The sequence below is a fragment of the Congregibacter variabilis genome (assembly GCF_045689235.1).
Lineage (GTDB): Bacteria > Pseudomonadota > Gammaproteobacteria > Pseudomonadales > Halieaceae > Congregibacter > Congregibacter variabilis.
In genome coordinates, this window is sequence record NZ_CP136864.1 from 3,812,832 (window position 1) to 3,836,530 (window position 23,699).

The window sequence follows — 23,699 nt, forward strand, 5'->3', positions numbered from 1 at the left end:
GCTGATTTATAAAAGGCTAATGCAATGAAAAGTATGTCCAAAGGATTTAGACGTCTAGCAGTTGGCGGGAGCGGTGGTTTTACATTGATCGAAATGATGATCGTCGTTGCAATTATTGCGATTCTGGCGTCGATAGCGCTGCCGTCCTACCAGGATTCTGTGCGCAAAGGGTGGCGAAGGAAGGCGTCTGCATGCCTGATTGAGATGGCCCAAGGCATGGAACGCAGATATTCTACGGCAATGTCATTTGTTCCAGATCCGAATGACCCCAGCGCGTTACCGCCACAAACATGCACCATTGATGACCGAATGGCCGAGCGTTACGCTTTTAGCTTTACGGCTGACCCTACGGCAAACGCCTATGACCTTCGCGCAGTTCCCCAGGGTGGGCAGGCAGTAGGCGATGCGCGCTGCGGTACATTGAGCATCAATCAGCTTGGTGTGAGGTCAGTGTCTGGTGGTGCAGTTGTCGAAGATTGCTGGTGATGCGGCGTCCCCCACCGCTACTTTGCTTGCGGTAGGCTAGAGTGTGCAATCAATGTTGTGCCCCCGTCGGTCTTCTCTAATTCCGTCTCCGTCGGTGTCACGCGTCACGTATGACCGGCCTGTGTGACTGATAATCAAGGCACGTGCGTGACGGGAATCTTGATTTTTCGGGCAGTATATAAGCGTCCCGTTTTGCCATGTTCCTCCGGAGGGTTCGAAGGTGAGATGGCGTCTCCCCAGAGATGCTCGCCATTTTAATATCCCCTGAGAATTTATTCCCCCGAAGTTACGCAGCGCCTCTTCGTTTTGATCCAGCACTTGGTCAGCGTCCGCATCAACAAACACCACAAGTGAATGTTGAGCTGTCCAGTCGTTGCTGCATAAATTCTGTTGGTCTATTGCACATATTGTGACGGGCTCACCCATCAATAGCGCTGTTTGTCTCGCCAGTGCAAACAGTGAGCGGGCTCGGCTGAGCGCAGCCTTGCTTTCACTCTCGGCCATTACAAATGCGTACGGTGGCATTGCTAGGCTAATCATGATCGAAGCCACGGATATTCCAATCAATATCTGAAGTAGAGTAAATCCTTGTTTGAGTCGGGGTGCAGCCAAATCGCGCGCATCCTCGGTGGCATCACTGATTTGATGCCATATGCTCCCGCCAGTCGCGCCTTCGATACAGCGCATATGCGAGCGATATTAATCATCTAGCTGGAGTTTCTTCATTCGATACCGAAGACTGCGGAAGCTTACTCCTAGTGCCTTGGCTGTTTCTGTACGATTCCAGCGGTGAGCATCGAGTGCCTCGCTGAGTATTCCCCGTTCAATGTCGGCTAGATAAGCATCTAGATCGCCGGCGACCGCATCGAGGCCGGCACCTTGTGTGTGATTCTCTGGCGTTGGGGCAAGTGTTTCAATACTGCCTAATTGGAGGTCCTCCGTGGTTATCACTTCGCCCTCACACAGAGCAAAGGCACGCTCCAACATGTTTTCCAGTTCACGCACGTTACCGGGAAATGCATAGCTTTCCATGGTTGAAAGTGCGGCGTCGCTGATCTTGGGAGTCTCGCTATGGTGAGCCTCCGCAATGCGCTTTATCAGCGCATTTGCGAGTACTGCGATGTCGTTTTTCCGCTCCCGTAGGCTGGGTACTTCAAGTTCGATCACGTTTACTCTAAAGAACAGATCTTCGCGAAAGCGGCCGTCGGCGACTTCCTTGGCGAGACTCTTGTGAGTGGCAGACAGTAAACGCACATCGGTAGCCACTTCTTCGTTCGCACCCACCGGGCGTACGCGCTTCTCCTGAATGGCGCGTAACAACTTGACCTGCATCGCCAGGGGTAGGTCCGCGACTTCATCAAGAAACAGCGTTCCTCCTTCTGCGGCTTGAAAGAGTCCGAGCTTGTCGCGACTCGCGCCAGTAAAGCTCCCCTTGAGATGGCCAAACAGTTCGCTCTCAATGAGTTCAGCGGGTATCGCTCCACAGTTGACCGCCACAAAGGGGCCGGCAGCGCGCGGGCCGCGACCATGAATATTCCGCGCCACGACCTCTTTACCGCTTCCCGATTCTCCGCGGATGTGCACGGGCGCCTGGCTTCTAGCAAGCTTGTCAATCTGTTTGCGCAGCCGGAGCATCGCATCGGTATTACCGATGAGCTCATCGGTGGCTGGAGCCCCCGTGATTGACTCGATGGGCTCAAGCTCCAGGGCCGCGCTGATCAAAGAGCGAAGTTTTTCCAGCGCTACGGGTTTACTGATGAAATCGAAGGCGCCAGCCTTGAGCGCACGAATGGCGCTATCGACATTGCCATGTGCCGTAATCATGGCCACGGGAAGGGAGGGTTGCGTAGCCTGAATGTGTTCCACCAGATCGATACCATTGCCGTCTGGAAGCCGCATGTCGGTCAGGCACAGCTGCAAGGTGCTTTCGTCGTCCAGCAGTTCGTAGGCTTCGCCTAATGTGGCAGCGCTCACGGTGTCCAGGCCCATACGTCCGAGCGTAATTTCCAGTAGCTCACGAATATCAGGTTCATCATCGACGATGAGTACTCGGGCTGGTTGATTGGCACTCAAAGATCTTTACTCCTGTTGTTCGATGGTGATCTGAAACCGGCTGCGACCTTCCGTGGTTGGAAGGTAGCCGATCCTGCCCTGATTGAGTTCGCATAGCTCCCGGCAAAGATACAATCCAAGTCCACTTCCTCCCTGGCTGCGGGTAAAAAACGGCTCAAAGAGACGCGGCACATCTGCCTGGTTCACGCCTTGCCCGTCGTCGTAGACATCCATCACGCATTCACGCTTTCGTCGATTCACGCGAACTCTGAATTCGGCGGTACGCTCTCCCGTAGCCAGTTCGCTGTGACGCATTGCATTGTCAACAAGGTTGTCCAGAATCCGCTGCAAATGCTCGGGATCAACCAGAACCTTGGCTGTGGGATCTACATATTCGATATTCAGTTGTCCCGGATTATCCCTGCCGCTGAGATAGCGCTCATAGTATCCGCTGATCCAGTCTGCCAGTATCACCGTTTGGAGTTGCGGGGGCTCCCGACGAGATATCTGCAATACGCTCTCGACGATGTCGTTGACCCGCTGGCTATTGGTGAGCACCATATCCACCATGCGTCGATCGTCTTTCTCAAGTGTGGGGGACTCGTTCAGCAGTTGCGACGCGTGACTAATAGCGCCCAGTGGATTGCGGATTTCATGGGCGATACTTGCGGCGAGGCGTCCCAAAGATGATAGTTTCAGCGACTGCGCATAGGCCGCTACCGGGCGATAGTCGTCCAGAAAAACGAGAACCTGATCCTCATCGGAACCTTCCAAAGCGTGAAACTTGGCAACGACCTCTGCGCCGTCCCCTCCGGCTTCAAAGGGCGAACCGATTTGCTGGTCGTTGCGGCGAAACCTTTCGATACGATCTGTCAATTCCCTGCTGTAATCCGTTAATGGACGACCTTGCTCCAGGGCTATGGGCCGACTGGGATCCAGTAGCCTACCCGCAGCGGCGTTCAAAATTCGTGCACGGTTCTGTGAGTCCACGAGAAGAATACCCGTTTGCATGTTTTGTACGATCTGTTCATTCAGGCGCTGCAGGCGGTAGATGTCGGTGGCGCGCTCGCTTGCCAATGCCTCGACACGCCCTAGTCGCAATGCAACCAGCTGCACCATGCCCGAGACGACAAAAAATAACAGCCCGAGAAGCCCTGCAGGGAAAAGAGCTTTGATGCCTGCGTCGCCGATGGATATGAGGCGCAAGGTGTCGCCCAGAACCGCCAATACCGTCAGCGCTGCAACGAGAGTGGCTACGGTACGATTGCTAATCAGGACAGCACTGGATGCTACGGTGACAGCCAGTAGCAGAGGCAGGCCGCTGCTCATGCCTCCAGAGGCGTCGCTCAGCAGAGTTATGCAGACAATATCTACGCCAAACAGCAGCACCAGTTTGGCATTAGAACTTTGCCAGCGAGTCGCCACAACACCCAGCAATGCGATATTGCTGAACAAAAATATGCTACTGACCGCGATGTAGAGTGCCGGGTTCTGTGCGCCCACAAGCTGTCGTGTCGCTGGCATGGTAATCAGAAGCAAAAACACTACGGATAAAACGGTGCGGTAAATGAGATAGATCCGAAATAGCAGTAAATTCTGTTCGGACCCAGCTGTACCGGGCGGCACTAGAATGGAGGGGCTGTTCACGCCTTTTTACTCACAGTTTTGCACTCTTGGTAGCATGCCTGCATTCTAGCAGTGCCGCGCGCGAATTCGCCGTATCTGGTCAGCATGCTCAGGATCGCTGACAATAGCGATCTCAGATTGTTGGACGATTTTTTATGCACATTTTGATGGCCCAGATAAACACCATAGTCGGTGATTTTATTGGCAACGCAGATCAAGTTATTGCAGCGACGGAACGAGCCTGCGAGCAGCAGGATTCACCTGTTGTGGTTTTTCCGGAGTTAACGCTATCGGGCTATCCGCCAGAAGACCTTTTGTTGAGGCCGGCGCTGTGCCAGCGCGTTAGCGATGCTTTGGAGCGCTTGTGCAAGGACTTGCCTCTTGGTGCCTGGGTGATTGTGGGATATCCGATTCGACGCGACGGCGTTCTTTATAACTGTGCGGGTGTTATCCATCAGGGCGAGATACAGGCGGAATATCGAAAGTGCGAGTTACCCAACTACCAGGTATTTGATGAAAAGCGCTACTTCACCGCCGGTACAGAACCCTGTGTGCTTGAGATTCAAGGGGTTCAAGTAGGATTAAGTATTTGTGAGGATATATGGGTGCCGGGGCCCACTGCTGCCGCGGCGGCTGCGGGAGCTGAACTGCTGATCAACCTCAATGCCTCTCCCTTTCATCGTGGTAAGCAGCTGCAGCGTCTCGAACTCGTATCGGGGCGCGCTCGAGAGAACAAGCTGGCCGTGGTCTACGTCAATCAGGTGGGTGGTCAGGACGAGCTGGTTTTTGACGGTGGGTCCTTTGCCATGAACTCTGATGGGAGCGTTGCGGTGCAGGCGCCTCGTTTCGACACTGCTGCAACCTGGTGTGAATATCTGAACGCCGCATCGCAAAGGGCGTTCGCCACATTAGTTAGTGAGGAGCCTCTCAGCGAGCTGGCAGCCATTTGGCAGGCACTGGTGCTGGGTATGCGCGATTACGTCAATAAAAATGGCTTTCCCAGCGTTGTTCTCGGACTTTCAGGTGGTGTGGACTCGGCACTGACGCTCGCGGTAGCCGTTGACGCCTTGGGCCCAGAGCGCGTTGAGGCCGTGATGATGCCCTTTCGCTACACCTCAGACATTAGTATTGCAGACGCTGCACAGCAGAGTTCTACGCTGGGTGTTCGCCACAGCGTCATTTCCATCGAGCCCATATACGAAGCCTTTCTTGCTGCTTTAGAAGACGAGTTCGCGGGTTTGAGCGCCGATACCACGGAAGAGAATTTGCAGGCCCGGTGTCGCGGTGTGCTGCTGATGTCTATTTCCAATAAGAAGCGATCTTTGGTCCTGACTACGGGGAACAAGAGCGAGTTGGCCGTAGGTTATTCCACTTTGTATGGTGATATGGCGGGAGGCTTTGATGTGCTTAAGGACGTGCCAAAGACGCTTGTTTACGAGCTATGCCATTACCGAAACGGTTTAGGGCCCTGCATTCCCGAGCGGGTGATAGAGCGGCCGCCTTCCGCTGAGTTGGCGCCGGATCAAAAAGATGAGGACAGCCTGCCACCTTATGAAGTCTTGGATCGGATTCTGGAGCTTTACGTCGAGCAGGACTACAGCGCTGAGGCAATTATTGCCGAGGGTATCGACCGCGCAGACGTAGAGCGCGCCGTGCGTCTGGTGGATATAAACGAGTACAAGCGTCGTCAGGCGCCGGTGGGCGTGCGTATCACCCAGCGCGGCTTTGGGCGGGATCGTCGTTATCCGATCACTTCCGCCTGGCGCATAGGCGGTTGATAGCGTCTTTTAGCTGATACCTTTTCGGCTATCAAACTGCGGTGGCCTGGGCGGATCAAAGAGACCGAAGCTTAGCTTGTTGATAATGGATCGTTGCAGGCCTTCCTGAGTGTAGACCGTATCAAATTCGCCTTTCTTGTTAAGGGCGGGATGCTCCGGGTAATTCAGAACCAGCGTGTCGATAGCATTCTGAGCAAGGTCATCCATACCGAGGATCAGGTAACCTTGGGCCATTACCGCTAAACCGTCACCAACGGCGGGGGTTCCCTGAAAGTTCTCTACCACGTAGCGGCCACGATTTGCTGCCGCCAGATAGGCGCCGCGTCGGAAGTAATAATTGGCCACGTGGATCTCGTTGCGTGCCAGCAAGTTACGCAGATAGACCATGCGTGACTTGGCGTCGGTAGCATAGGGGCTATCAGGGAAGCGCGTTACCAGCTGGGAGAATTCTGCAAAGGCCTCCTTTGCGAAACTGGTATCGCGGAGCGTTTTGTCTGTCGGCGTGAATCGAGACAGGAAGTCCTGGCTGGCGGTCGCGGTTGCCAAGCCTTTCATATAGTAAGCGTAATCAACGTTGGGGTGCTGCGGGTGCAAACGGATAAAGCGATCCGCAGCCTCAACAGCCGCTTCAGGCGAATAGGCGCCGTAGTGCGCGTAGATGAGTTCCAGCTGGGCTTGTTCGGCATAACGCCCGAAGGGGTAGCGAGACTCAAGCGCCTGAAGTGCCCGGATCGCGAGATCAAAGTTTCGGGCATTCAGATAGCGCTGAGCCTCATCGTAGATCTGCTGCTCGCCACTGTCAGCCGCGATATCTCCTTCATCGTCATTATTGGCGCAGCCGCCCAGAAAAAAGAGGCTTGCGAGTAGGCAGGCAAGTAACGGCCAGCGCTTGGGCAGGATGTGGTGGGTGCTAATAAGGCTCATGCTAAAATCGGCGAAGAAAAATAGGTCGCCATTTAAGCACAGCAGACGGAGCGCATAAACCATAGAACTCTCTACTGAAACGCAGCTAATCGAACGGAAAGCTACCGCGGGCGATGATCTTGCGGGAGCGCGCTTTGATCAGGCAGCGGCACAGCTGTTTCCGGAGTTCTCCAGGGCCCGCCTTCAGACTTGGATTCGTGGTGGCCAGCTGTTACTCAACGGCAGCAGTGCCAGGCCCCGGGATACGGTGTATGGCGGCTGTGAGCTGGTTCTAAATGCCCAGCTGCAGAGCGAAGTGTCCTGGGTGGCTCAGTCTTTACCATTGGATATCCTCTATGAGGACGAAGAGCTTCTGGTGATCGACAAGCCCGCAGGTCTTGTGGTGCATCCCGGTGCTGGGAATCAGCATGGGACCTTGGTAAACGCCTTACTGAGTCACAGACCTGCACTGGAATCTGTGCCCCGGGGAGGGATTGTTCACCGCCTGGACAAAGAAACATCCGGCCTGCTGGTGGTTGCGGGCACTTTGAACGCGCACCGCAGTTTAGTTGCGCAGCTGCAGAAAAAGGATGTGCAACGCGAATACTTTGCGGTTGTGCGGGGGGTCCCGAGTGGGGGAGGGAGAATAGAAGCTGCTATTGGTCGTCATCCGCGTCAGAGAACGCGCATGGCGGTGGTCCCCAATAGCGGCAAACCTGCCGTCACGCATTACCGCATAGCTCAGCGATTCGCCCAATATACAGCCTTGAATGTTCAGCTAGAGACCGGGAGAACACATCAGATACGTGTGCATATGGCACATCGGGGCTACCCATTGTTGGGCGATCCGGTCTACGGCGGTCGTTTTGGGTTGCCCCGGGGCTGCAGTGATCGTTTGGCAGATACGCTTCGGAGCTTTCGTCGTCAGGCCTTGCATGCCCGACGTCTGAGTTTTGTGCACCCGGGATCTGGCGATCTTTGTAGTTTTGAGTCTCCCCTTGCTGAGGATCTTCAATCACTTCTCAAAGTGCTCCTCGAGGAAAATCCCCCGGATAGTGGACGGTCCTTAGGTCCGTTGTGAGTGTTCACGAAGTTCGGCTCGCGGGTTGGTCAGACAAGGTGCGTGTTTTCTACACCACCCGCACGGGTGGCCGCAGTGAGGGCCCCTATCGCGGGTTCAATCTTGGGCTGCACGTGGGTGATAGTGAGCAGTCTGTTCAGAACAATCGTCGTGAACTCCTGGCAAAACTGCCGCCGCGAACGCGTATAGCCTGGCTGAATCAGGTTCACGGGACCCAGATTGTGGAGGCTTCCGATGGTTTGGGCCCACCCATCACAGCGGACGGCTGCTGGACGAAAGAGCGGGGCATTGCCTGTGCTGTCATGGTGGCGGATTGTCTGCCCGTGATTTTGAGTGACCGCGCTGGCAGCGTTATCGCGGCAGTGCATGCGGGCTGGCGAGGACTGGCTGCGGGGGTTCTCGAATCTGCTGTTGCTTCGTTGGGTGTGGCGCCGCAGGAAGTCTACGCATGGCTCGGCCCTGCGATTGGCAGAGACAGATTTGAAGTGGGCCCTGAAGTGCGTTCTGCCTTTATAAAACACGATGCGTCGGCTGCGACTGAGCGCTGTTTTCGACCATCAGATATGAGAGTTGGTCACTATTTGGCCGATCTGCCAGGACTTGCGCAAAAACGCCTGCGGGGGCTGGGTCTTGCGGATATTCAGACGTTTAGTGCCTGTACGGTGGACGAGCCCACACGATTTTTCTCCTACCGCCGTGACGGTGTCACCGGTCGGATGGCCTGTCTGATTCTTCGAAATCTCTAGTTCTCAAGCCTTGAAACTGATTATTAAACCCCAATATCTATAAGGGTATAAATGATCACACTAGCTAAGGTTTGGCTAACGGTGGTCTTTGAATCGCTGTAGAGGTAGAAAAATATGAGAATGGACAAGCTTACTAATCCCTTACAGAGCGCCTTGGCGGATGCTCAGTCTTTGGCGGTCGGTCGCGATCACAATCAGATTGATTCAGCGCATCTGCTGCAGGCCCTGATCAATCAGCAGGGAGGAGCCGCAAGGCCTCTGCTTCAGCGCGCTGGATCCAATATTGATGCGCTGCAGCAGTCGTTGCGAGCGGTGATCGATGCTTTGCCTGTTGTCAGTGATTCCACGGGTGAAGTTCACGTGTCGCCTGACCTGAGCCGTGTGCTGAACCTGAGCGACAAAAAGGCACAACAGGGCGGTGACAGCTTTATCTCCAGCGAGCTCGTGCTGCAGGCATTGCTTGAGGCCGGTTCCGCGGTAGGCAAGGCCTTGACGGATAGTGGCGTTACCAAAGAAGGTCTGGATGCTGCGGTGCAGGCTGTTCGTGGCGGCGCATCTGTTGACAGTGCGGATGCCGAAGAGTCTCGCCAGGCCCTGGAAAAGTACACCATTGATCTCACGGAACGCGCTCGGGACGGCAAGCTGGACCCCGTAATTGGTCGCGATGATGAGATTCGCAGGACAGTACAGGTATTGCAGAGGCGTACCAAGAATAATCCGGTATTGATCGGTGAGCCGGGCGTGGGTAAAACCGCCATTGTTGAGGGTCTTGCACAGCGGGTGATTAACGGTGAAGTGCCAGAAGGCCTTCGCGATAAGCGGATTTTATCGCTGGATCTGGGTGCGCTGCTCGCGGGAACCAAGTTTCGTGGAGAGTTTGAGGAGCGGCTCAAAGCGCTGCTCAATGAGCTTTCCAAAGAAGAAGGTCGTGTCATTCTTTTTATCGATGAAATTCATACTATGGTCGGTGCAGGAAAGGCCGAGGGCTCCATGGACGCCGGAAACATGCTCAAACCGGCACTTGCCAGAGGCGAGCTTCATTGTGTGGGCGCGACTACGCTCAATGAATATCGTCAGTATGTAGAAAAGGATGCGGCGCTGGAGCGGCGTTTTCAAAAGGTGCTTGTTGACGAGCCCAGTGTCGAAGACACCATTGCAATTTTGCGTGGCCTCAAGGAACGCTACGAGGTTCATCATGGCGTGGATATCACCGACTCGGCGATTATTGCCGCAGCACAACTTTCTCAGCGCTATGTTACCGACCGCCAGCTTCCGGATAAGGCTATTGACCTTATTGACGAAGCGGCCAGTCGCATACGTATGGAAATTGATTCAAAGCCCGAGGCTCTGGATCGTCTGGAGCGCCGGCTGATTCAACTTAAGATTGAGCGCGAAGCCGTACGCAAGGACGAGGACGAGTCAGCAGTCAAGCAGTTGGAGTTACTTGATGGACAGATCGAATCTATAGAGAAGGAATTCGCTGACCTTGAGGAAATCTGGAAAGCAGAGAAGGCCTCCTTGCAGGGTGCGGCATCGATCAAGAGCGAGATAGAACAATTGAAACTTGATCTTGAAACCGCGCGTCGCGCTGGCGATTTGACGCGCATGTCAGAGCTGCAGTACGGCAAGCTCCCTGAGTTGGAGAAACAACTCGATCAAGCACATGCCGCGGAAAACGTGGAGCGTACGCTCTTGCGCAACAAGGTTACCGATGAAGAAGTTGCCGAGGTTGTGTCTCGCTCGACGGGCATTCCTATTTCAAAGATGCTGGAAGGCGACCGAGAGAAACTGCTGCGTATGGAAGACGCGCTGCACGATCGGGTCGTGGGTCAGGACGAAGCGGTAGTTGCGGTGTCAAATGCGGTGCGACGCTCACGGGCTGGTCTTTCGGACCCCAATCGTCCCAATGGTTCGTTTCTGTTTCTCGGTCCCACGGGAGTGGGTAAGACCGAGCTGTGTAAAGCACTGGCGAACTTTTTGTTTGATAGTGAGCAGGCCATGGTGCGCATCGATATGTCAGAGTTCATGGAGAAGCACTCGGTTGCGCGTCTCATTGGAGCGCCCCCGGGGTATGTAGGATACGAGGAAGGCGGTTACCTTACCGAGGCCGTGCGTCGTCGTCCTTACTCTCTCCTGCTCCTGGATGAGGTGGAAAAAGCCCATCCGGATGTGTTCAACATTCTGTTGCAGGTGCTTGATGACGGTAGGCTTACTGACGGTCAGGGCAGGACGGTAGATTTTCGTAATACGGTTATCGTCATGACATCGAATCTGGGTTCGGATTTGATTCAGGAGCTTGCTGGCGACGAAAACTACGAGGCCATGAAGAGTGCGGTGATGGGTGTGGTGTCACAGCACTTTCGACCAGAGTTTATTAACCGAATCGATGAAACAGTGGTCTTTCATCCCCTGTTGCAGGAGCAGATCCGCGGTATTGCTACGATTCAGCTTGCCGGTCTCCGAGCCCGACTGGCTGAGCGTGAGATGCAGCTGGAGATCAGTGACGCGTTTATGGAGCAGCTTGTGGAGGGTGGCTTTGACCCGGTCTATGGTGCACGACCACTCAAACGGGCGATCCAGCAGCAGTTGGAGAACCCCTTGGCTCAACAGTTGCTGGCAGGAGCCTTCTCACCCGGTGAGCGGATTGTGGCGAACTGGGGTGAAGCAGGACCTGAGTTTCGGTCAGAGCCGTTGAGCGATGTCGCTTGACGCGAGCGATCGCATCTCTGAAAGCAAAAAAGCCCGGAAGTAACTCCGGGCTTTTTCTTGTGTCGCAGCAGGTGTGCTAGTTGCAGTGAACCCGGATCGTGTCTTCAGCGCGTTTGCGTTGCGTCAGCAACTCATCCTCGGATAAGTAGCGCAACTCCCCCGTCGCAGGATCCCGTATCCGTATGCGCGCTGCGGTGTCCAAGGTCATCAAATTCGTTTTGGCACGTGAGCAGCTTTCGGGGTTTTTTTCAACGACACTTGAGCTCTCTCGTTGAACGTCTACTTGATCGAACTCATTGCCGGGTCGCGGGGTGACTTCTTTTGGCACAGCACCTTCACCGGGCTGAACCCGACGAATCAAGGAGGATTTTTGGGAGACCACCTCGTACTCCACTTGCTCGGACTCCGGGGGGCGATCGCTGACCACCAGTTTGCCTTGGGCGTCTTTCCAGCGATAGTAGGTGTCTGAGGCCTGGGCATCGCCAGAGTTGCCAAGCACCCCCATCATGCAGGCAAAGACGGCACTTACGATGAGGAGCCGCGGGGAAGTAAGGTCGAGACTATAATTTAAATTTCGCACGGAACACTCCGCTAATTTGTCACAGGAACCATACCCAAGCATCAACCTGGGCGCAATGTACTCATACTATCAATCATGCGCGCAAACAGAGTCGAAACACTCGTAAATGCTACCGTTGACAATGAGCGCTTCCCTAACCAAACTTGCGTCGTCGTAAATATGGTAACGGCAACGCAGAGTACCCTCTGCCACTAGCCCCTGCCCCGGTGCGATTATCCGGGTTAGCTGTAATTACGTCCCGTCGGCTGTGGTTTGTCACTTATTGGGCAAACCAGAGCAGTCCACACTGCGTTACCGCGCAGGGCGACAACGACACGGGGTCCCTTCGTGCTTGTTATCCCTCTGTTTGTTTTGCGGCATCCGTTTGTGTCGGCGGCATTGGCGTGCCTGCTGTGCTGTGGGCGCGAAAACTGTTTGTTGCTGGCGAGGGTAAGCGCTGGTGCGAGCGGGAGTTATGATTGTGAACGCAGAGTTAGATGTAGCCGCGAAGGTCGAAGAGGGCGTGGAAATGCTCTCCGGCGGCGAGATGATCGCAAGAGCGCTGGAAGATGAAGGCGTGGAGTTTATTTTTGGGTATCCTGGAGGTGCAGTTCTGCACATCTACGATGCTTTGTTTAAGGCCGCGAGTGTTCCCCACGTACTGGTGCGCCACGAACAGGCGGCAACGCATGCAGCGGACGGCTACGCCCGTGCCACAGGTAAACCCGGTGTGGTGCTTGTTACTTCCGGACCTGGTGCAACTAATGCAGTGACGGGAATTGCAACAGCATATATGGATTCGATTCCCATGGTCGTGTTGTCCGGGCAGGTCCAGAGCCACCTTATTGGCGAGGATGCGTTTCAGGAAACCGACATGCTGGGTATCTCAAGGCCGATTGTGAAGCACAGCTTTCAGGTGCGACACGCCAGTCAGTTGCCGTTGGTAATCAAAAAAGCCTTTCACATTGCCGCCAGTGGCCGACCCGGCCCTGTGGTCATTGATATCCCTAAGGACATTACGCGTCCGGATGAGCGCTTTCCCTATGAGTACCCCGCGAGCGTCAAGTTGCGTTCTTACTCACCAGCGGTGCGAGGACACAGCGGTCAAATCCGCAAGGCAGCAAAGTTACTGCTCTCGGCCAAGCGACCAATTATCTATTCCGGTGGCGGCGTTATCCTGGGCGAGGGAAGCGATCTGCTGATCGAGCTTGCACAGCATTTGAATTTTCCGGTGACCAATACCCTTATGGGTTTGGGGGCTTACCCCGGGTCGGACCGTCAGTTCCTGGGTATGCTGGGTATGCATGGTTTCTACGAAGCCAATATGGCTATGCATCACTCTGACGTAATTCTCGCGGTGGGCGCGAGATTCGATGATCGGGTGACGAACACCGTAGGTAAGTTCTGCCCCGGAGCAAAGATCATTCACATTGATGTGGATCCAGCTGCTATCTCTAAAACTGTGACGGCCGACATACCCATCGTTGGGCCTGTGCGAGCGGTGCTGACGGATTTGCTAGAGGCTGTTCGCAGCACTCAGAGTAATGAAGAATCGCCGATAGAAAGTGTGTCTCTCGATCCCTGGTGGGCGCAAATTGAAGAGTGGCGCGCCAGCCACGGGCTGTGGACCGGGCGTCGTTTTGGCGAAAGCGATTACATCAAACCGCAGGAAGTTATCCAGAGTCTTTATCGCATCACCGAAGGCAATGCCTTCGTCACGTCTGATGTGGGGCAGCATCAAATGTTTGCGGCCCAGTACTACAAGTTTGACAAGCCGCGGCGCTGGATCAATTCCGGTGGGCTTGGAACCATGGGTTTTGGTTTGCCCTCTGCCATGGGAGTACAGCTGGCTTTTCCCAAGGACGATGTTGCCTGCGTCACTGGAGAAGGCAGTATTCAGATGAATATTCAGGAGCTTTCTACCTGCCTGCAGTACAACACGCCGGTCAAGATTATCAATCTGCGTAACAATTATCTTGGCATGGTGAAGCAGTGGCAGGATATGCAATACGAAGGGCGCTATGCCATGAGCACCTATGAGGATTCTCTCCCGGATTTCATGAAGCTTGTGGAGTCCTATGGCCACGTAGGTATTGAAGTAAAAGATAAAGACCAGCTTGACGCGAAGATGGCGGAGGCTTTTGCTTTGAAAGACCGATTGGTGTTTCTCGATGTCTTTGTTGACCCCATGGAACATGTGTATCCAATGCACGTAGCGCCTAATGGCTCTATGAAGGACATGTGGCTTAGTAAAAATGAGAGGAGCTGACATGCGTCGCATTATTTCAATACTGTTGGAAAACGAGCCTGGCGCACTGTCGCGGGTGGTGGGACTGTTTTCGCAGCGCGGTTACAACATCGAAACTCTTAATGTGGCGGCGACCGAAGATGCGACATTGTCGCGACTGACTCTGACCACCTACGGAGATGACCGTCATATTGAACAGATTACCAAGCACCTCAACCGGCTTGTGGATGTGGTCAAGCTGGTGGATCTGACTGAGGGCGCTCATGTAGAGCGAGATTTGATGCTCATAAAAGTGCGTGCGGATTCGACGCAGCGAGAAGAGATTAAGCGAACGACAGATATCTTTCGCGGGCAGATTGTGGATGTGGGGCCAAGGGTTTACACAATTCAGCTCGCTGGGACGACGGATAAGCTGGACTCGTTTGTTTCTGCGATACCCGAGGCGGATATTCTCGAGGTTGTACGCTCCGGCGTTGCAGGTATCGCCCGAGGAGAAAAAGTGCTGCGGCCCTAGGGCCGCAGCTGTTCTTTGGTAAGCGCTTAGAGAATACTCTTCATCGCGGTCATATGGCCGCGCAGCATGGTTCCCACTGTCTCTACCGGATGCGAACGGATAGCCTCGTTGACGCGGATCAGTTCCTGGTTGTCGACGGTGTTATCGCTGCCAAGACCCGTGCCGATAACGTCTGTTTCTACGTCTTTCATGAAGTCTGCCAGCAGGGGGCGGCAGGCATGATCAAACAGGTAGCAGCCGTACTCAGCGGTGTCCGAAATAACCACATTCATTTCATACAGTTTCTTGCGCGCTATGGTGTTAGCAATGAGCGGTGTTTCATGCAATGACTCGTAGTAGGCAGACTCATCGATGATTCCCGCGGCTACCATTGTTTCGAAGGCGAGCTCCACTCCGGCCTTGACCATTGCCACCATCAGGATGCCGTGATCGTAGTACTCCTGCTCAGAGATTTCCTGGCTGCTGTTGTCGGATTTCTCAAAGGCTGTTTCGGCTGTCGCGGCGCGCCAGCTCAGAAGATTGGCGTCATCGTTTGCCCAGTCTTCCATCATTGTGCGAGAAAAGTCGCCGGTCATGATGTCGTCTTGATGTTTTTCGTAGAGTGAACGCATGATGCTTTTGAGCTCTTCGGCAAGATAAAAAGCTCGCAGCTTTGCGGGGTTGCTCAGGCGATCCATCATGTTCGTGATGCCCCCGTGCTTGAGCCCTTCGGTAATGGTCTCCCAGCCGTACTGAATGAGTTTGGATGCGTAGGCAGAGTCAATGCCTTTCTCAACCATCTTGTCGAAGCAAAGGATGGAGCCGGTCTGAAGCATGCCGCACAGAATAGTCTGCTCGCCCATAAGATCAGACTTTACCTCGGCAATAAATGAGCTTTGGAGAACGCCGGCCCGATGACCGCCGGTGCCCACTGCATAGGCCTTGGCGATTTCCATGCCGTCGCCGTTCGGGTCGTTCTCGGTGTGTACAGCGATCAGTGTGGGGACCCCAAAGCCGCGCTTGTACTCTTCGCGTACTTCCGTTCCGGGGCACTTCGGTGCCACCATGATGACGGTAAGGTCATCACGGATTTGCATGCCTTCTTCCACGATGTTGAAGCCATGGGAATAAGACAGGCAGGCACCGTGTTTCATTAAAGGCATCACTGCGGTGACTACGGCGCTGTGCTGCTTGTCCGGAGTGAGGTTCAGAACCACATCCGCAGTGGGAATAAGGTCTTCGTAAGTGCCCACGGTAAATCCATTTTCTGTGGCATTACGCCAGGATGCCCGCTGCTCAGTAATGGCGGACTCCCGAAGTGCGTAGCTGACGTCCAGTCCGCTGTCCCGAAGGTTTAGACCCTGATTGAGGCCTTGGGCACCGCAGCCCACGATGACCAGCTTTTTGCCGCGGAGTTTGTCGACTCCGTCTGCGAACTCACTGGCGTCCATGAAGCGACACTTGCCCAGTTGCTGGAGCTGGAGTCGCAGGGGGAGTGTGTTGAAGTAGTTCTGGCCCATTTGAAATATCCTTGAAGATGAAAGCGCGCAAGTCTAAGCCAATGAACTGATTGCGTAAAACGCTATATAATAAAAACAGTTTTGCGTTTGGCGCTAATCATGGATTCAAAGTCTCTAGAGATATTTCTCGCGGTCTACGGCAACCTCAGCTTTACGCAAACCGCCGTGGAGCAGCATCTGAGCGTGTCAGCGGTAAGCCGCTGTGTGTTGCGACTTGAAGAAGAGCTCGGTGAGCGTCTGTTTGACCGAGATCGACGGGGGATGACCGCAACGAGCGGTGCCCGACGTTTGCAGCCCGTTGCAGAGCGCATGCTATCGGAGTGGCGTTCGCTACAGGACTCCTTGGGTGCAGATGGTGCTCTCCAGGGTGAGTTGCGGATTTTCTGCTCGGTAACGGCGACACATCGGTTGTTGTCTCCTCTGCTAGCAGCGTACCGTGAGGCTTACCCTCAGGTGCATATTTTGTTGCAGACCGGTGATCAGGCCGACGGTATAGAAAGAGTGAGGCGGGGTAGTTCTGATGTATCTGTGATTGCCAGGCCGGAGAGCTTGTCCGCCAGCTTTGCGTTCAGCCCGCTTGCGAGCACGCCCCTGTGCCTGTGTCTGCCGCTTGTCGATTGTGAATTACAGGGTCGGATTAACGGTTTAAAGGGCAAAGCGCTTTGGTCAGCGTTGGAGGACGCGCCCTGGGTGTTGCCCGAGAGGGGGGTGAGTAAGGAATTAATCGACCGTTGGTTGCAGGGGCGTTTTCTGAGGCAGCCACCGGTTTATGCGCGGGTTGCTGGTCACGAAGCTATTGTTGCAATGGTTTCTTTGGGGCTAGGTGTTGCCGTACTGCCAAGGTTGGTGATTGATGCCAGCGGGCTCGCAAGTAGCTTGCGCGTGCTGAGCCTGAATAATGATTTGCCGCCGTTTGAAATAGGTCTCTGTGCCAGGCAGCGGCGGCGTGCCGATCCGTTGATTGATGGGCTTTGGAATGTGGCTCAGAGGCTGCCAAGGCGATCTGATAGACTAAAGGCCTAATAACGGGGTTTGCCCAATGTCTGATCAATATACAAAACACGATACCTCTGACATCGATCCCGCGGGCTCAAAAGTGACCGACAGTCTCGCATCTCACGGTGACTCTGCCGCGCGGCCAGGGGGTAGCTCTCTCACTGATAGTTTTGGTGAGGCCGCCAGTACTATTGAGGGGCTCATCGAGGATCATGAGGAGGAAGTCTCCGAGAATGGTCGAACGGTAAAGCGCCGCGGTGTTTTTTTGCTGCCCAACCTGTTCACTACCGGCGCGCTTTTTTGCGGCTTTTATGCAGTGGTCGCCGCGATGCGCGGGGATTACGAGACTGCGCCTATCGCCATTTTGTTTGCACTGGTTTTTGATGGGCTTGATGGTCGCGTCGCTCGTTTAACGAATACGGCCAGTAAGTTTGGTGCCGAGTATGACAGTCTTGCTGACATGGTGTCCTTTGGTGTGGCGCCGGCTCTGGTAATGTTCAGTTGGGCGCTGGGTGATCTTGGCAAAGTAGGCTGGAGCGCCTCATTTATCTATGTAGCTTGCGTTGCTCTGCGCCTTGCGCGGTTTAACACCCAGGTCGGTGTCGGTGATCCGAATTATTTTATGGGCCTGGCCAGTCCCGCAGCTGCCTGCATCATGGCTTGTACCGTTTGGGTTTGTCAGGATCAGGGATGGGTGGGGGCTGGACTCCCCGTGGAAATTGCGGTGACGGTCGCGGCGCTGACCGCGGTAGTGGCAATCTTGATGGTGATCAATGTTCCCTATCACAGCTTTAAAGGATTCGATCTGCATGGGCGAGTGCCTTTTGTAGCGATATTGGCGGTGGTGCTTGTCTTTGGTCTGGTGACCGTGGATCCACCAAAAATCCTTCTCCTTGCCTCTTTGGCGTACGCGCTTTCCGGGCCTATAGCGCAGCTCCGTCGCTGGCGATCCTAGGCTTTTTTAAGGGTCTTTCGAGGCTCTAAAAACTTTTTTGTAAAAAGACTTGTGTGCCCTTCGCGCATGCGTATAATGCGCGCCTCTGCCAGCCTGAGGGTTGTCGGAAAAACACTAAACCCCAGCGATTTAGTGGATATTTAACAAGAAGATGAAGACAGAAGTGTGGGCACTTGTTGGGATAGTTGTTTATGACTATTCAGACACAACAAGTGACTCATCAATTCATGACTACATTTATGTAGTTAGTAATTTATGATTTCGAGATGTGTCTGAGCCGAGATTTGTTAGTTAGCGCGGGTTACTGTGAAAACTAACCCTCATGCCGAGAGGCTGAGGTTAAAGATTAAACTGAAGAGTTTGATCATGGCTCAGATTGAACGCTGGCGGCAGGCCTAACACATGCAAGTCGAGCGCGAAAATACTTCGGTATGAGTAGAGCGGCGGACGGGTGAGTAACGCGTAGGAATCTATCCAGTAGTGGGGGACAACTCGGGGAAACTCGAGCTAATACCGCATACGTCCTAAGGGAGAAAGCGGGGGATCTTCGGACCTCGCGCTATTGGAGGAGCCTGCGTTGGATTAGCTTGTTGGTGAGGTAAAGGCTCACCAAGGCGACGATCCATAGCTGGTCTGAGAGGATGATCAGCCACACCGGGACTGAGACACGGCCCGGACTCCTACGGGAGGCAGCAGTGGGGAATATTGCGCAATGGGCGAAAGCCTGACGCAGCCATGCCGCGTGTGTGAAGAAGGCCTTCGGGTTGTAAAGCACTTTCAATTGGGAAGAAAGGTTGTGCGTTAATAGCGTACAGCTGTGACATTACCTTTAGAAGAAGCACCGGCTAACTCCGTGCCAGCAGCCGCGGTAATACGGAGGGTGCGAGCGTTAATCGGAATTACTGGGCGTAAAGCGCGCGTAGGCGGTTTGTTAAGTCGGATGTGAAAGCCCCGGGCTCAACCTGGGAATTGCACCCGATACTGGCCGACTGGAGTGCGAGAGAGGGAGGTAGAATTCCACGTGTAGCGGTGAAATGCGTAGATATGTGGAGGAATACCGGTGGCGAAGGCGGCCTCCTGGCTCGACACTGACGCTGAGGTGCGAAAGCGTGGGGAGCAAACAGGATTAGATACCCTGGTAGTCCACGCCGTAAACGATGTCTACTAGCCGTTGGGAGACTTGATTTCTTGGTGGCGAAGTTAACGCGATAAGTAGACCGCCTGGGGAGTACGGCCGCAAGGTTAAAACTCAAATGAATTGACGGGGGCCCGCACAAGCGGTGGAGCATGTGGTTTAATTCGATGCAACGCGAAGAACCTTACCAGGCCTTGACATCCTAGGAATCCTGTAGAGATACGGGAGTGCCTTCGGGAATCTAGTGACAGGTGCTGCATGGCTGTCGTCAGCTCGTGTCGTGAGATGTTGGGTTAAGTCCCGTAACGAGCGCAACCCTTGTCCTTAGTTGCCAGCACATAATGGTGGGAACTCTAAGGAGACTGCCGGTGACAAACCGGAGGAAGGTGGGGACGACGTCAAGTCATCATGGCCCTTACGGCCTGGGCTACACACGTGCTACAATGGAACGCACAGAGGGCAGCAAACCCGCGAGGGGGAGCGAATCCCACAAAACGTTTCGTAGTCCGGATCGGAGTCTGCAACTCGACTCCGTGAAGTCGGAATCGCTAGTAATCGTGAATCAGAATGTCACGGTGAATACGTTCCCGGGCCTTGTACACACCGCCCGTCACACCATGGGAGTGGGTTGCTCCAGAAGTGGTTAGCCTAACCTTCGGGAGGGCGATCACCACGGAGTGATTCATGACTGGGGTGAAGTCGTAACAAGGTAGCCCTAGGGGAACCTGGGGCTGGATCACCTCCTTAAACGATAAGCACTACCTGACGAGTGCTCACACTTTTGTCTTCATCTAATCGGTTGATACCACGCAAGAATAGTGTCTGGTGCAGACTCACTTATAGGCCTGTAGCTCAGTTGGTTAGAGCGCACCCCTGATAAGGGTGAGGTCGGCAGTTCAAATCTGCCCAGGCCTACCACTCAAACAGAGCGAGCACATTTACAGTAAAGGCGAGTAATTGGGGCTATAGCTCAGATGGGAGAGCGCCTGATTTGCATTCAGGAGGTCCGCGGTTCGATCCCGCGTAGCTCCACCATTTACGTGTTAAGTGATAGTAAGTAGATGGTGAGGTAAGCGGTAACCCGCGTGGTATTAGCAAAGTCAGAGGTAGGTACAGCGAGCTGTACCTACCTCTGGTTTTAACAACCGGATGTTCTTTAACAAGGTAGATCAAGCTGAGTTTATAAACTGAGCTGAAACACAGGCTACGTGCTTAGGCATGTGAGTGTGAGTCAGACGGTTTATAGATAAATTGTTCAGTGGTAGCGGGTTTCAATTCCCCGTTATCACGACGAGTTGTAATAGAAAAATATGTTGTAAAACATACTGTGACTTAAGCGTCACAACATCCGGCGGATCGGAGTCGGGTAAGTGCGTTAACCGCGCGTTTATCTCAAACGATCTTTACTAAACCCGGCCACGTAAGCATTTGCTTAAGGGCGTGGACGGGAGTCTTCTAGAACAGATAACTTCGGTTATATGGTCAAGTGACTAAGCGCACACGGTGGATGCCTTGGCAGTCAGAGGCGATGAAGGACGTTGGAGCTTGCGAAAAGTCTCGGGGAGGTAGCAACCAACCTTTGATCCGGGAATGTCCGAATGGGGAAACCCACCCAATGTAAGTTGGGTATCTGCGACTGAATACATAGGTCGTAGAAGCGAACGCGGGGAACTGAAACATCTAAGTACCCGTAGGAAAAGAAATCAATTGAGATTCCCCCAGTAGCGGCGAGCGACCGGGGAAGAGCCTGCATGTAATAGCTTTTGGGTTAGTGGAACGGTCTGGAAAGTCCGGCGATAGAGGGTGATAGCCCCGTACACGAAAATCTGGAAGTGGTACTGAGCATGCGATAAGTAGGTCGGGACACGTGATATCTTGACTGAAGACGGGGGGACCATCCTCCAAGGCTAAATACTCCTGACTGACCGATAGTGAACCAGTACCGTGAGGGAAAGGCGAAAAGAACCCCGGAGAGGGGAGTGAAATAGATCCTGAAACCGTGTGCGTACAAGCAGTGGGAGCAGACTTGTTCTGTGACTGCGTACCTTTTGTATAATGGGTCAGCGACTTATTGTCTGTAGCAAGCTTAACCGTATAGGGGAGGCGTAGGGAAACCGAGTCTTAATAGGGCGTTTAGTTGCAGGCAATAGACCCGAAACCGGGCGATCTATCCATGGCCAGGCTGAAGGTTGGGTAACACTAACTGGAGGGCCGAACCCACTAATGTTGAAAAATTAGGGGATGAGCTGTGGATCGGAGTGAAAGGCTAATCAAGCCCGGAGATAGCTGGTTCTCCTCGAAATCTATTTAGGTAGAGCGTCGTGTCTTACCCTGGGGGGTAGAGCACTGTTTGGGCTAGGGGGTCATCCCGACTTACCAACCCCATGCAAACTCCGAATACCCAGGAGTACAATCACGGCAGACAGACAGCGGGTGCTAACGTCCGTTGTCGAGAGGGCAACAACCCAGACCGCCAGCTAAGGTCCCCAATACCAATTAAGTGGGAAACGATGTGGGAAGGCTCAGACAGCTAGGAGGTTGGCTTAGAAGCAGCCACCCTTTAAAGAAAGCGTAATAGCTCACTAGTCGAGTCGGCCTGCGCGGAAGATGTAACGGGGCTAAATTGGTAACCGAAGCTGCGGATGCATGCTTGCATGCATGGTAGAGGAGCGTTCTGTAAGCCGTTGAAGGTGAACCGGGAGGTTTGCTGGAGGTATCAGAAGTGCGAATGCTGACATGAGTAACGATAAGGGGGGTGAAAAACCTCCCCGCCGGAAGATCAAGGTTTCCTGTCCAACGCTAATCGGGACAGGGTGAGTCGGCCCCTAAGGCGAGGCAGAGATGCGTAGTCGATGGGAAGCAGGTTAATATTCCTGCACTTCTTTATATTGCGATGGGGGGACGGAGAAGGCTAGGCCAGCGCGGCGATGGTTGTCCGCGTTTAAGGTTGTAGGCTGGTGACTTAGGTAAATCCGGGTTGCTAAGGCCGAGAACTGATGACGAGCTTCGAGCGAAAGCGACAAGTGAAGTGGTCGATGCCATGCTTCCAGGAAAAGCCTCTAAGCTTCAGATATAAAGGAACCGTACTGTAAACCGACACAGGTGATCAGGTAGAGAATACCCAGGCGCTTGAGAGAACTCGGGTGAAGGAACTAGGCAAAATGGTACCGTAACTTCGGGAGAAGGTACGCTGCTGTTGGTGATGGGACTTGCTCCCTAAGCTGACGGCAGTCGAAGTGACCAGTTGGCTGCGACTGTTTATTAAAAACATAGCACTCTGCAAACACGAAAGTGGACGTATAGGGTGTGACGCCTGCCCGGTGCCGGAAGGTTAAATGATGGGGTTATCTTCGGAGAAGCTCTTGATTGAAGCCCCGGTAAACGGCGGCCGTAACTATAACGGTCCTAAGGTAGCGAAATTCCTTGTCGGGTAAGTTCCGACCTGCACGAATGGCGTAACGATGGCCAAACTGTCTCCACCCGAGACTCAGTGAAATTGAAATCGCTGTTAAGATGCAGTGTACCCGCGGCTAGACGGAAAGACCCCGTGAACCTTTACTATAGCTTCACACGGGACTTTGACCTTATTTGTGTAGGATAGCTGGGAGGCTTTGAAGCAGTGGCGCTAGCCATTGTGGAGCCGTCCTTGAAATACCAGCCTGGTAATGTTGAGGTTCTAACTCAGGTCCCTGATCGGGATCGAGGACAGTGTGTGGTGGGTAGTTTGACTGGGGCGGTCTCCTCCCAAAGCGTAACGGAGGAGCACGAAGGTGCGCTAATCATGGTCGGAAATCATGAGGTTAGTGTAAAGGCACAAGCGCGCTTGACTGCGAGACTGACAAGTCGAGCAGGTACGAAAGTAGGTCTTAGTGATCCGGTGGTTCTGAATGGAAGGGCCATCGCTCAACGGATAAAAGGTACTCCGGGGATAACAGGCTGATACCGCCCAAGAGTTCACATCGACGGCGGTGTTTGGCACCTCGATGTCGGCTCATCACATCCTGGGGCTGAAGCCGGTCCCAAGGGTATGGCTGTTCGCCATTTAAAGTGGTACGCGAGCTGGGTTTAGAACGTCGTGAGACAGTTCGGTCCCTATCTGCCGTGGGCGTTGGAGAATTGAGGGAAGCTGCTCCTAGTACGAGAGGACCGGAGTGGACGAACCCCTGGTGTTCCGGTTGTGTCGCCAGACGCATTGCCGGGTAGCTACGTTCGGAAGGGATAACCGCTGAAAGCATCTAAGCGGGAAGCCCCTCCCAAGATAAGTTCTCCCTGACCCCTTGAGGGTCCTGAAGGGCCGTAGAAGACTACTACGTTGATAGGCTGGGTGTGGAAGCGTTGTGAGGCGTTGAGCTAACCAGTACTAATTGCCCGTGAGGCTTGACCATATAATCCAAGCTATTTGCGTGACTCGA

The 23,699-nt window shown here is 54.0% G+C and carries 15 protein-coding genes, 2 tRNA genes and 2 rRNA genes; 13 read left to right on the forward strand and 6 right to left on the reverse strand.

Annotation, left to right across the window (positions count from 1 at the left end; genetic code table 11):
* Window positions 1–24: 24 nt before the first annotated feature.
* Window positions 25–486: a type IV pilin protein gene (locus tag R0135_RS17090; RefSeq protein ID WP_407348115.1), complete on the forward strand. Its 462-nt coding sequence runs from the start codon at window positions 25–27 to the stop codon at window positions 484–486.
* A gap of 36 nt (window positions 487–522) precedes the next feature.
* Here the strand turns inward: R0135_RS17090 and R0135_RS17095 are convergent, their stop codons facing one another.
* From R0135_RS17095 to R0135_RS17105, 3 genes are all read right to left on the reverse strand, one after another.
* Window positions 523–1,173 (reverse strand): GspH/FimT family pseudopilin, encoded by a 651-nt coding sequence (locus tag R0135_RS17095; RefSeq protein WP_407348116.1) that lies wholly within the window; start codon window positions 1,171–1,173, stop codon window positions 523–525.
* A gap of 12 nt (window positions 1,174–1,185) precedes the next feature.
* The gene (locus tag R0135_RS17100) at window positions 1,186–2,475 is read right to left on the reverse strand and encodes a sigma-54-dependent transcriptional regulator (RefSeq protein ID WP_407349943.1); all 1,290 of its coding nucleotides are present in this window, start codon (window positions 2,473–2,475) and stop codon (window positions 1,186–1,188) included.
* 90 nt (window positions 2,476–2,565) lie between these two features.
* The gene (locus tag R0135_RS17105; protein WP_407348117.1) at window positions 2,566–4,185 is read right to left on the reverse strand and encodes a sensor histidine kinase; all 1,620 of its coding nucleotides are present in this window, start codon (window positions 4,183–4,185) and stop codon (window positions 2,566–2,568) included.
* Between the two features lie 134 nt (window positions 4,186–4,319).
* On the opposite strand from R0135_RS17105, the gene R0135_RS17110 reads away from it, so the two are divergent.
* Window positions 4,320–5,942 (forward strand): NAD+ synthase, encoded by a 1,623-nt coding sequence (locus tag R0135_RS17110; RefSeq protein ID WP_407348118.1) that lies wholly within the window; start codon window positions 4,320–4,322, stop codon window positions 5,940–5,942.
* Between the two features lie 9 nt (window positions 5,943–5,951).
* Here the strand turns inward: R0135_RS17110 and R0135_RS17115 are convergent, their stop codons facing one another.
* Window positions 5,952–6,866, reverse strand: coding sequence for an outer membrane protein assembly factor BamD (locus R0135_RS17115; protein ID WP_407348119.1), 915 nt, complete (start codon window positions 6,864–6,866; stop codon window positions 5,952–5,954).
* An 88-nt stretch (window positions 6,867–6,954) separates the two neighbouring features.
* Between R0135_RS17115 and rluD the strand changes: the two genes are divergently transcribed.
* The 3 genes from rluD (at window position 6,955) to clpB (ending at window position 11,381) form a co-directional block, all read left to right on the forward strand.
* Entirely contained in the window at window positions 6,955–7,926 is a 972-nt protein-coding gene (gene rluD, locus R0135_RS17120; protein ID WP_407349944.1) for a 23S rRNA pseudouridine(1911/1915/1917) synthase RluD, read from the forward strand.
* Window positions 7,923–8,672 (forward strand): peptidoglycan editing factor PgeF, encoded by a 750-nt coding sequence (gene pgeF / locus R0135_RS17125; protein ID WP_407348120.1) that lies wholly within the window; start codon window positions 7,923–7,925, stop codon window positions 8,670–8,672. Before rluD ends, pgeF begins: the two co-directional genes overlap by 4 nt.
* 114 nt (window positions 8,673–8,786) lie before the next feature.
* Entirely contained in the window at window positions 8,787–11,381 is a 2,595-nt protein-coding gene (gene clpB / locus R0135_RS17130; RefSeq protein ID WP_407348121.1) for an ATP-dependent chaperone ClpB, read from the forward strand.
* A 76-nt stretch (window positions 11,382–11,457) separates the two neighbouring features.
* On the opposite strand, the gene R0135_RS17135 is transcribed toward clpB, so the two are convergent.
* The gene (locus R0135_RS17135) at window positions 11,458–11,961 is read right to left on the reverse strand and encodes a DUF4124 domain-containing protein (RefSeq protein WP_407348122.1); all 504 of its coding nucleotides are present in this window, start codon (window positions 11,959–11,961) and stop codon (window positions 11,458–11,460) included.
* 502 nt (window positions 11,962–12,463) lie between these two features.
* Here R0135_RS17135 and R0135_RS17140 point away from each other — a divergent pair.
* A complete protein-coding gene (locus R0135_RS17140) occupies window positions 12,464–14,209 on the forward strand; it encodes an acetolactate synthase 3 large subunit (protein ID WP_407349945.1) in 1,746 nt (581 codons plus the stop codon).
* A gap of 1 nt (window position 14,210) precedes the next feature.
* The gene (ilvN, locus tag R0135_RS17145; protein ID WP_271561889.1) at window positions 14,211–14,702 is read left to right on the forward strand and encodes an acetolactate synthase small subunit; all 492 of its coding nucleotides are present in this window, start codon (window positions 14,211–14,213) and stop codon (window positions 14,700–14,702) included.
* A gap of 26 nt (window positions 14,703–14,728) precedes the next feature.
* Here ilvN and ilvC read toward each other — a convergent pair whose 3' ends face one another.
* On the reverse strand, window positions 14,729–16,201 hold the full coding sequence (gene ilvC, locus R0135_RS17150; RefSeq protein WP_407348123.1) for a ketol-acid reductoisomerase: 1,473 nt from the start codon (window positions 16,199–16,201) through the stop codon (window positions 14,729–14,731).
* A 99-nt stretch (window positions 16,202–16,300) separates the two neighbouring features.
* On the opposite strand from ilvC, the gene ilvY reads away from it, so the two are divergent.
* From ilvY to R0135_RS17180, 6 genes are all read left to right on the forward strand, one after another.
* Window positions 16,301–17,224: an HTH-type transcriptional activator IlvY gene (ilvY, locus tag R0135_RS17155; protein ID WP_407348124.1), complete on the forward strand. Its 924-nt coding sequence runs from the start codon at window positions 16,301–16,303 to the stop codon at window positions 17,222–17,224.
* 16 nt (window positions 17,225–17,240) lie between these two features.
* Window positions 17,241–18,152, forward strand: coding sequence for a CDP-diacylglycerol--serine O-phosphatidyltransferase (pssA, locus tag R0135_RS17160; protein ID WP_407348125.1), 912 nt, complete (start codon window positions 17,241–17,243; stop codon window positions 18,150–18,152).
* A gap of 348 nt (window positions 18,153–18,500) precedes the next feature.
* Window positions 18,501–20,034: ribosomal RNA gene (locus R0135_RS17165) — 16S ribosomal RNA — on the forward strand.
* A gap of 94 nt (window positions 20,035–20,128) precedes the next feature.
* Window positions 20,129–20,205: transfer RNA gene (locus R0135_RS17170), tRNA-Ile, on the forward strand.
* A gap of 41 nt (window positions 20,206–20,246) precedes the next feature.
* Window positions 20,247–20,322: transfer RNA gene (locus R0135_RS17175), tRNA-Ala, on the forward strand.
* 445 nt (window positions 20,323–20,767) lie between these two features.
* Window positions 20,768–23,672 (forward strand): 23S ribosomal RNA (locus R0135_RS17180).
* The 16S and 23S rRNA genes sit together here with 2 tRNA genes alongside, the layout of an rRNA operon.
* Window positions 23,673–23,699 lie beyond the last annotated feature (27 nt).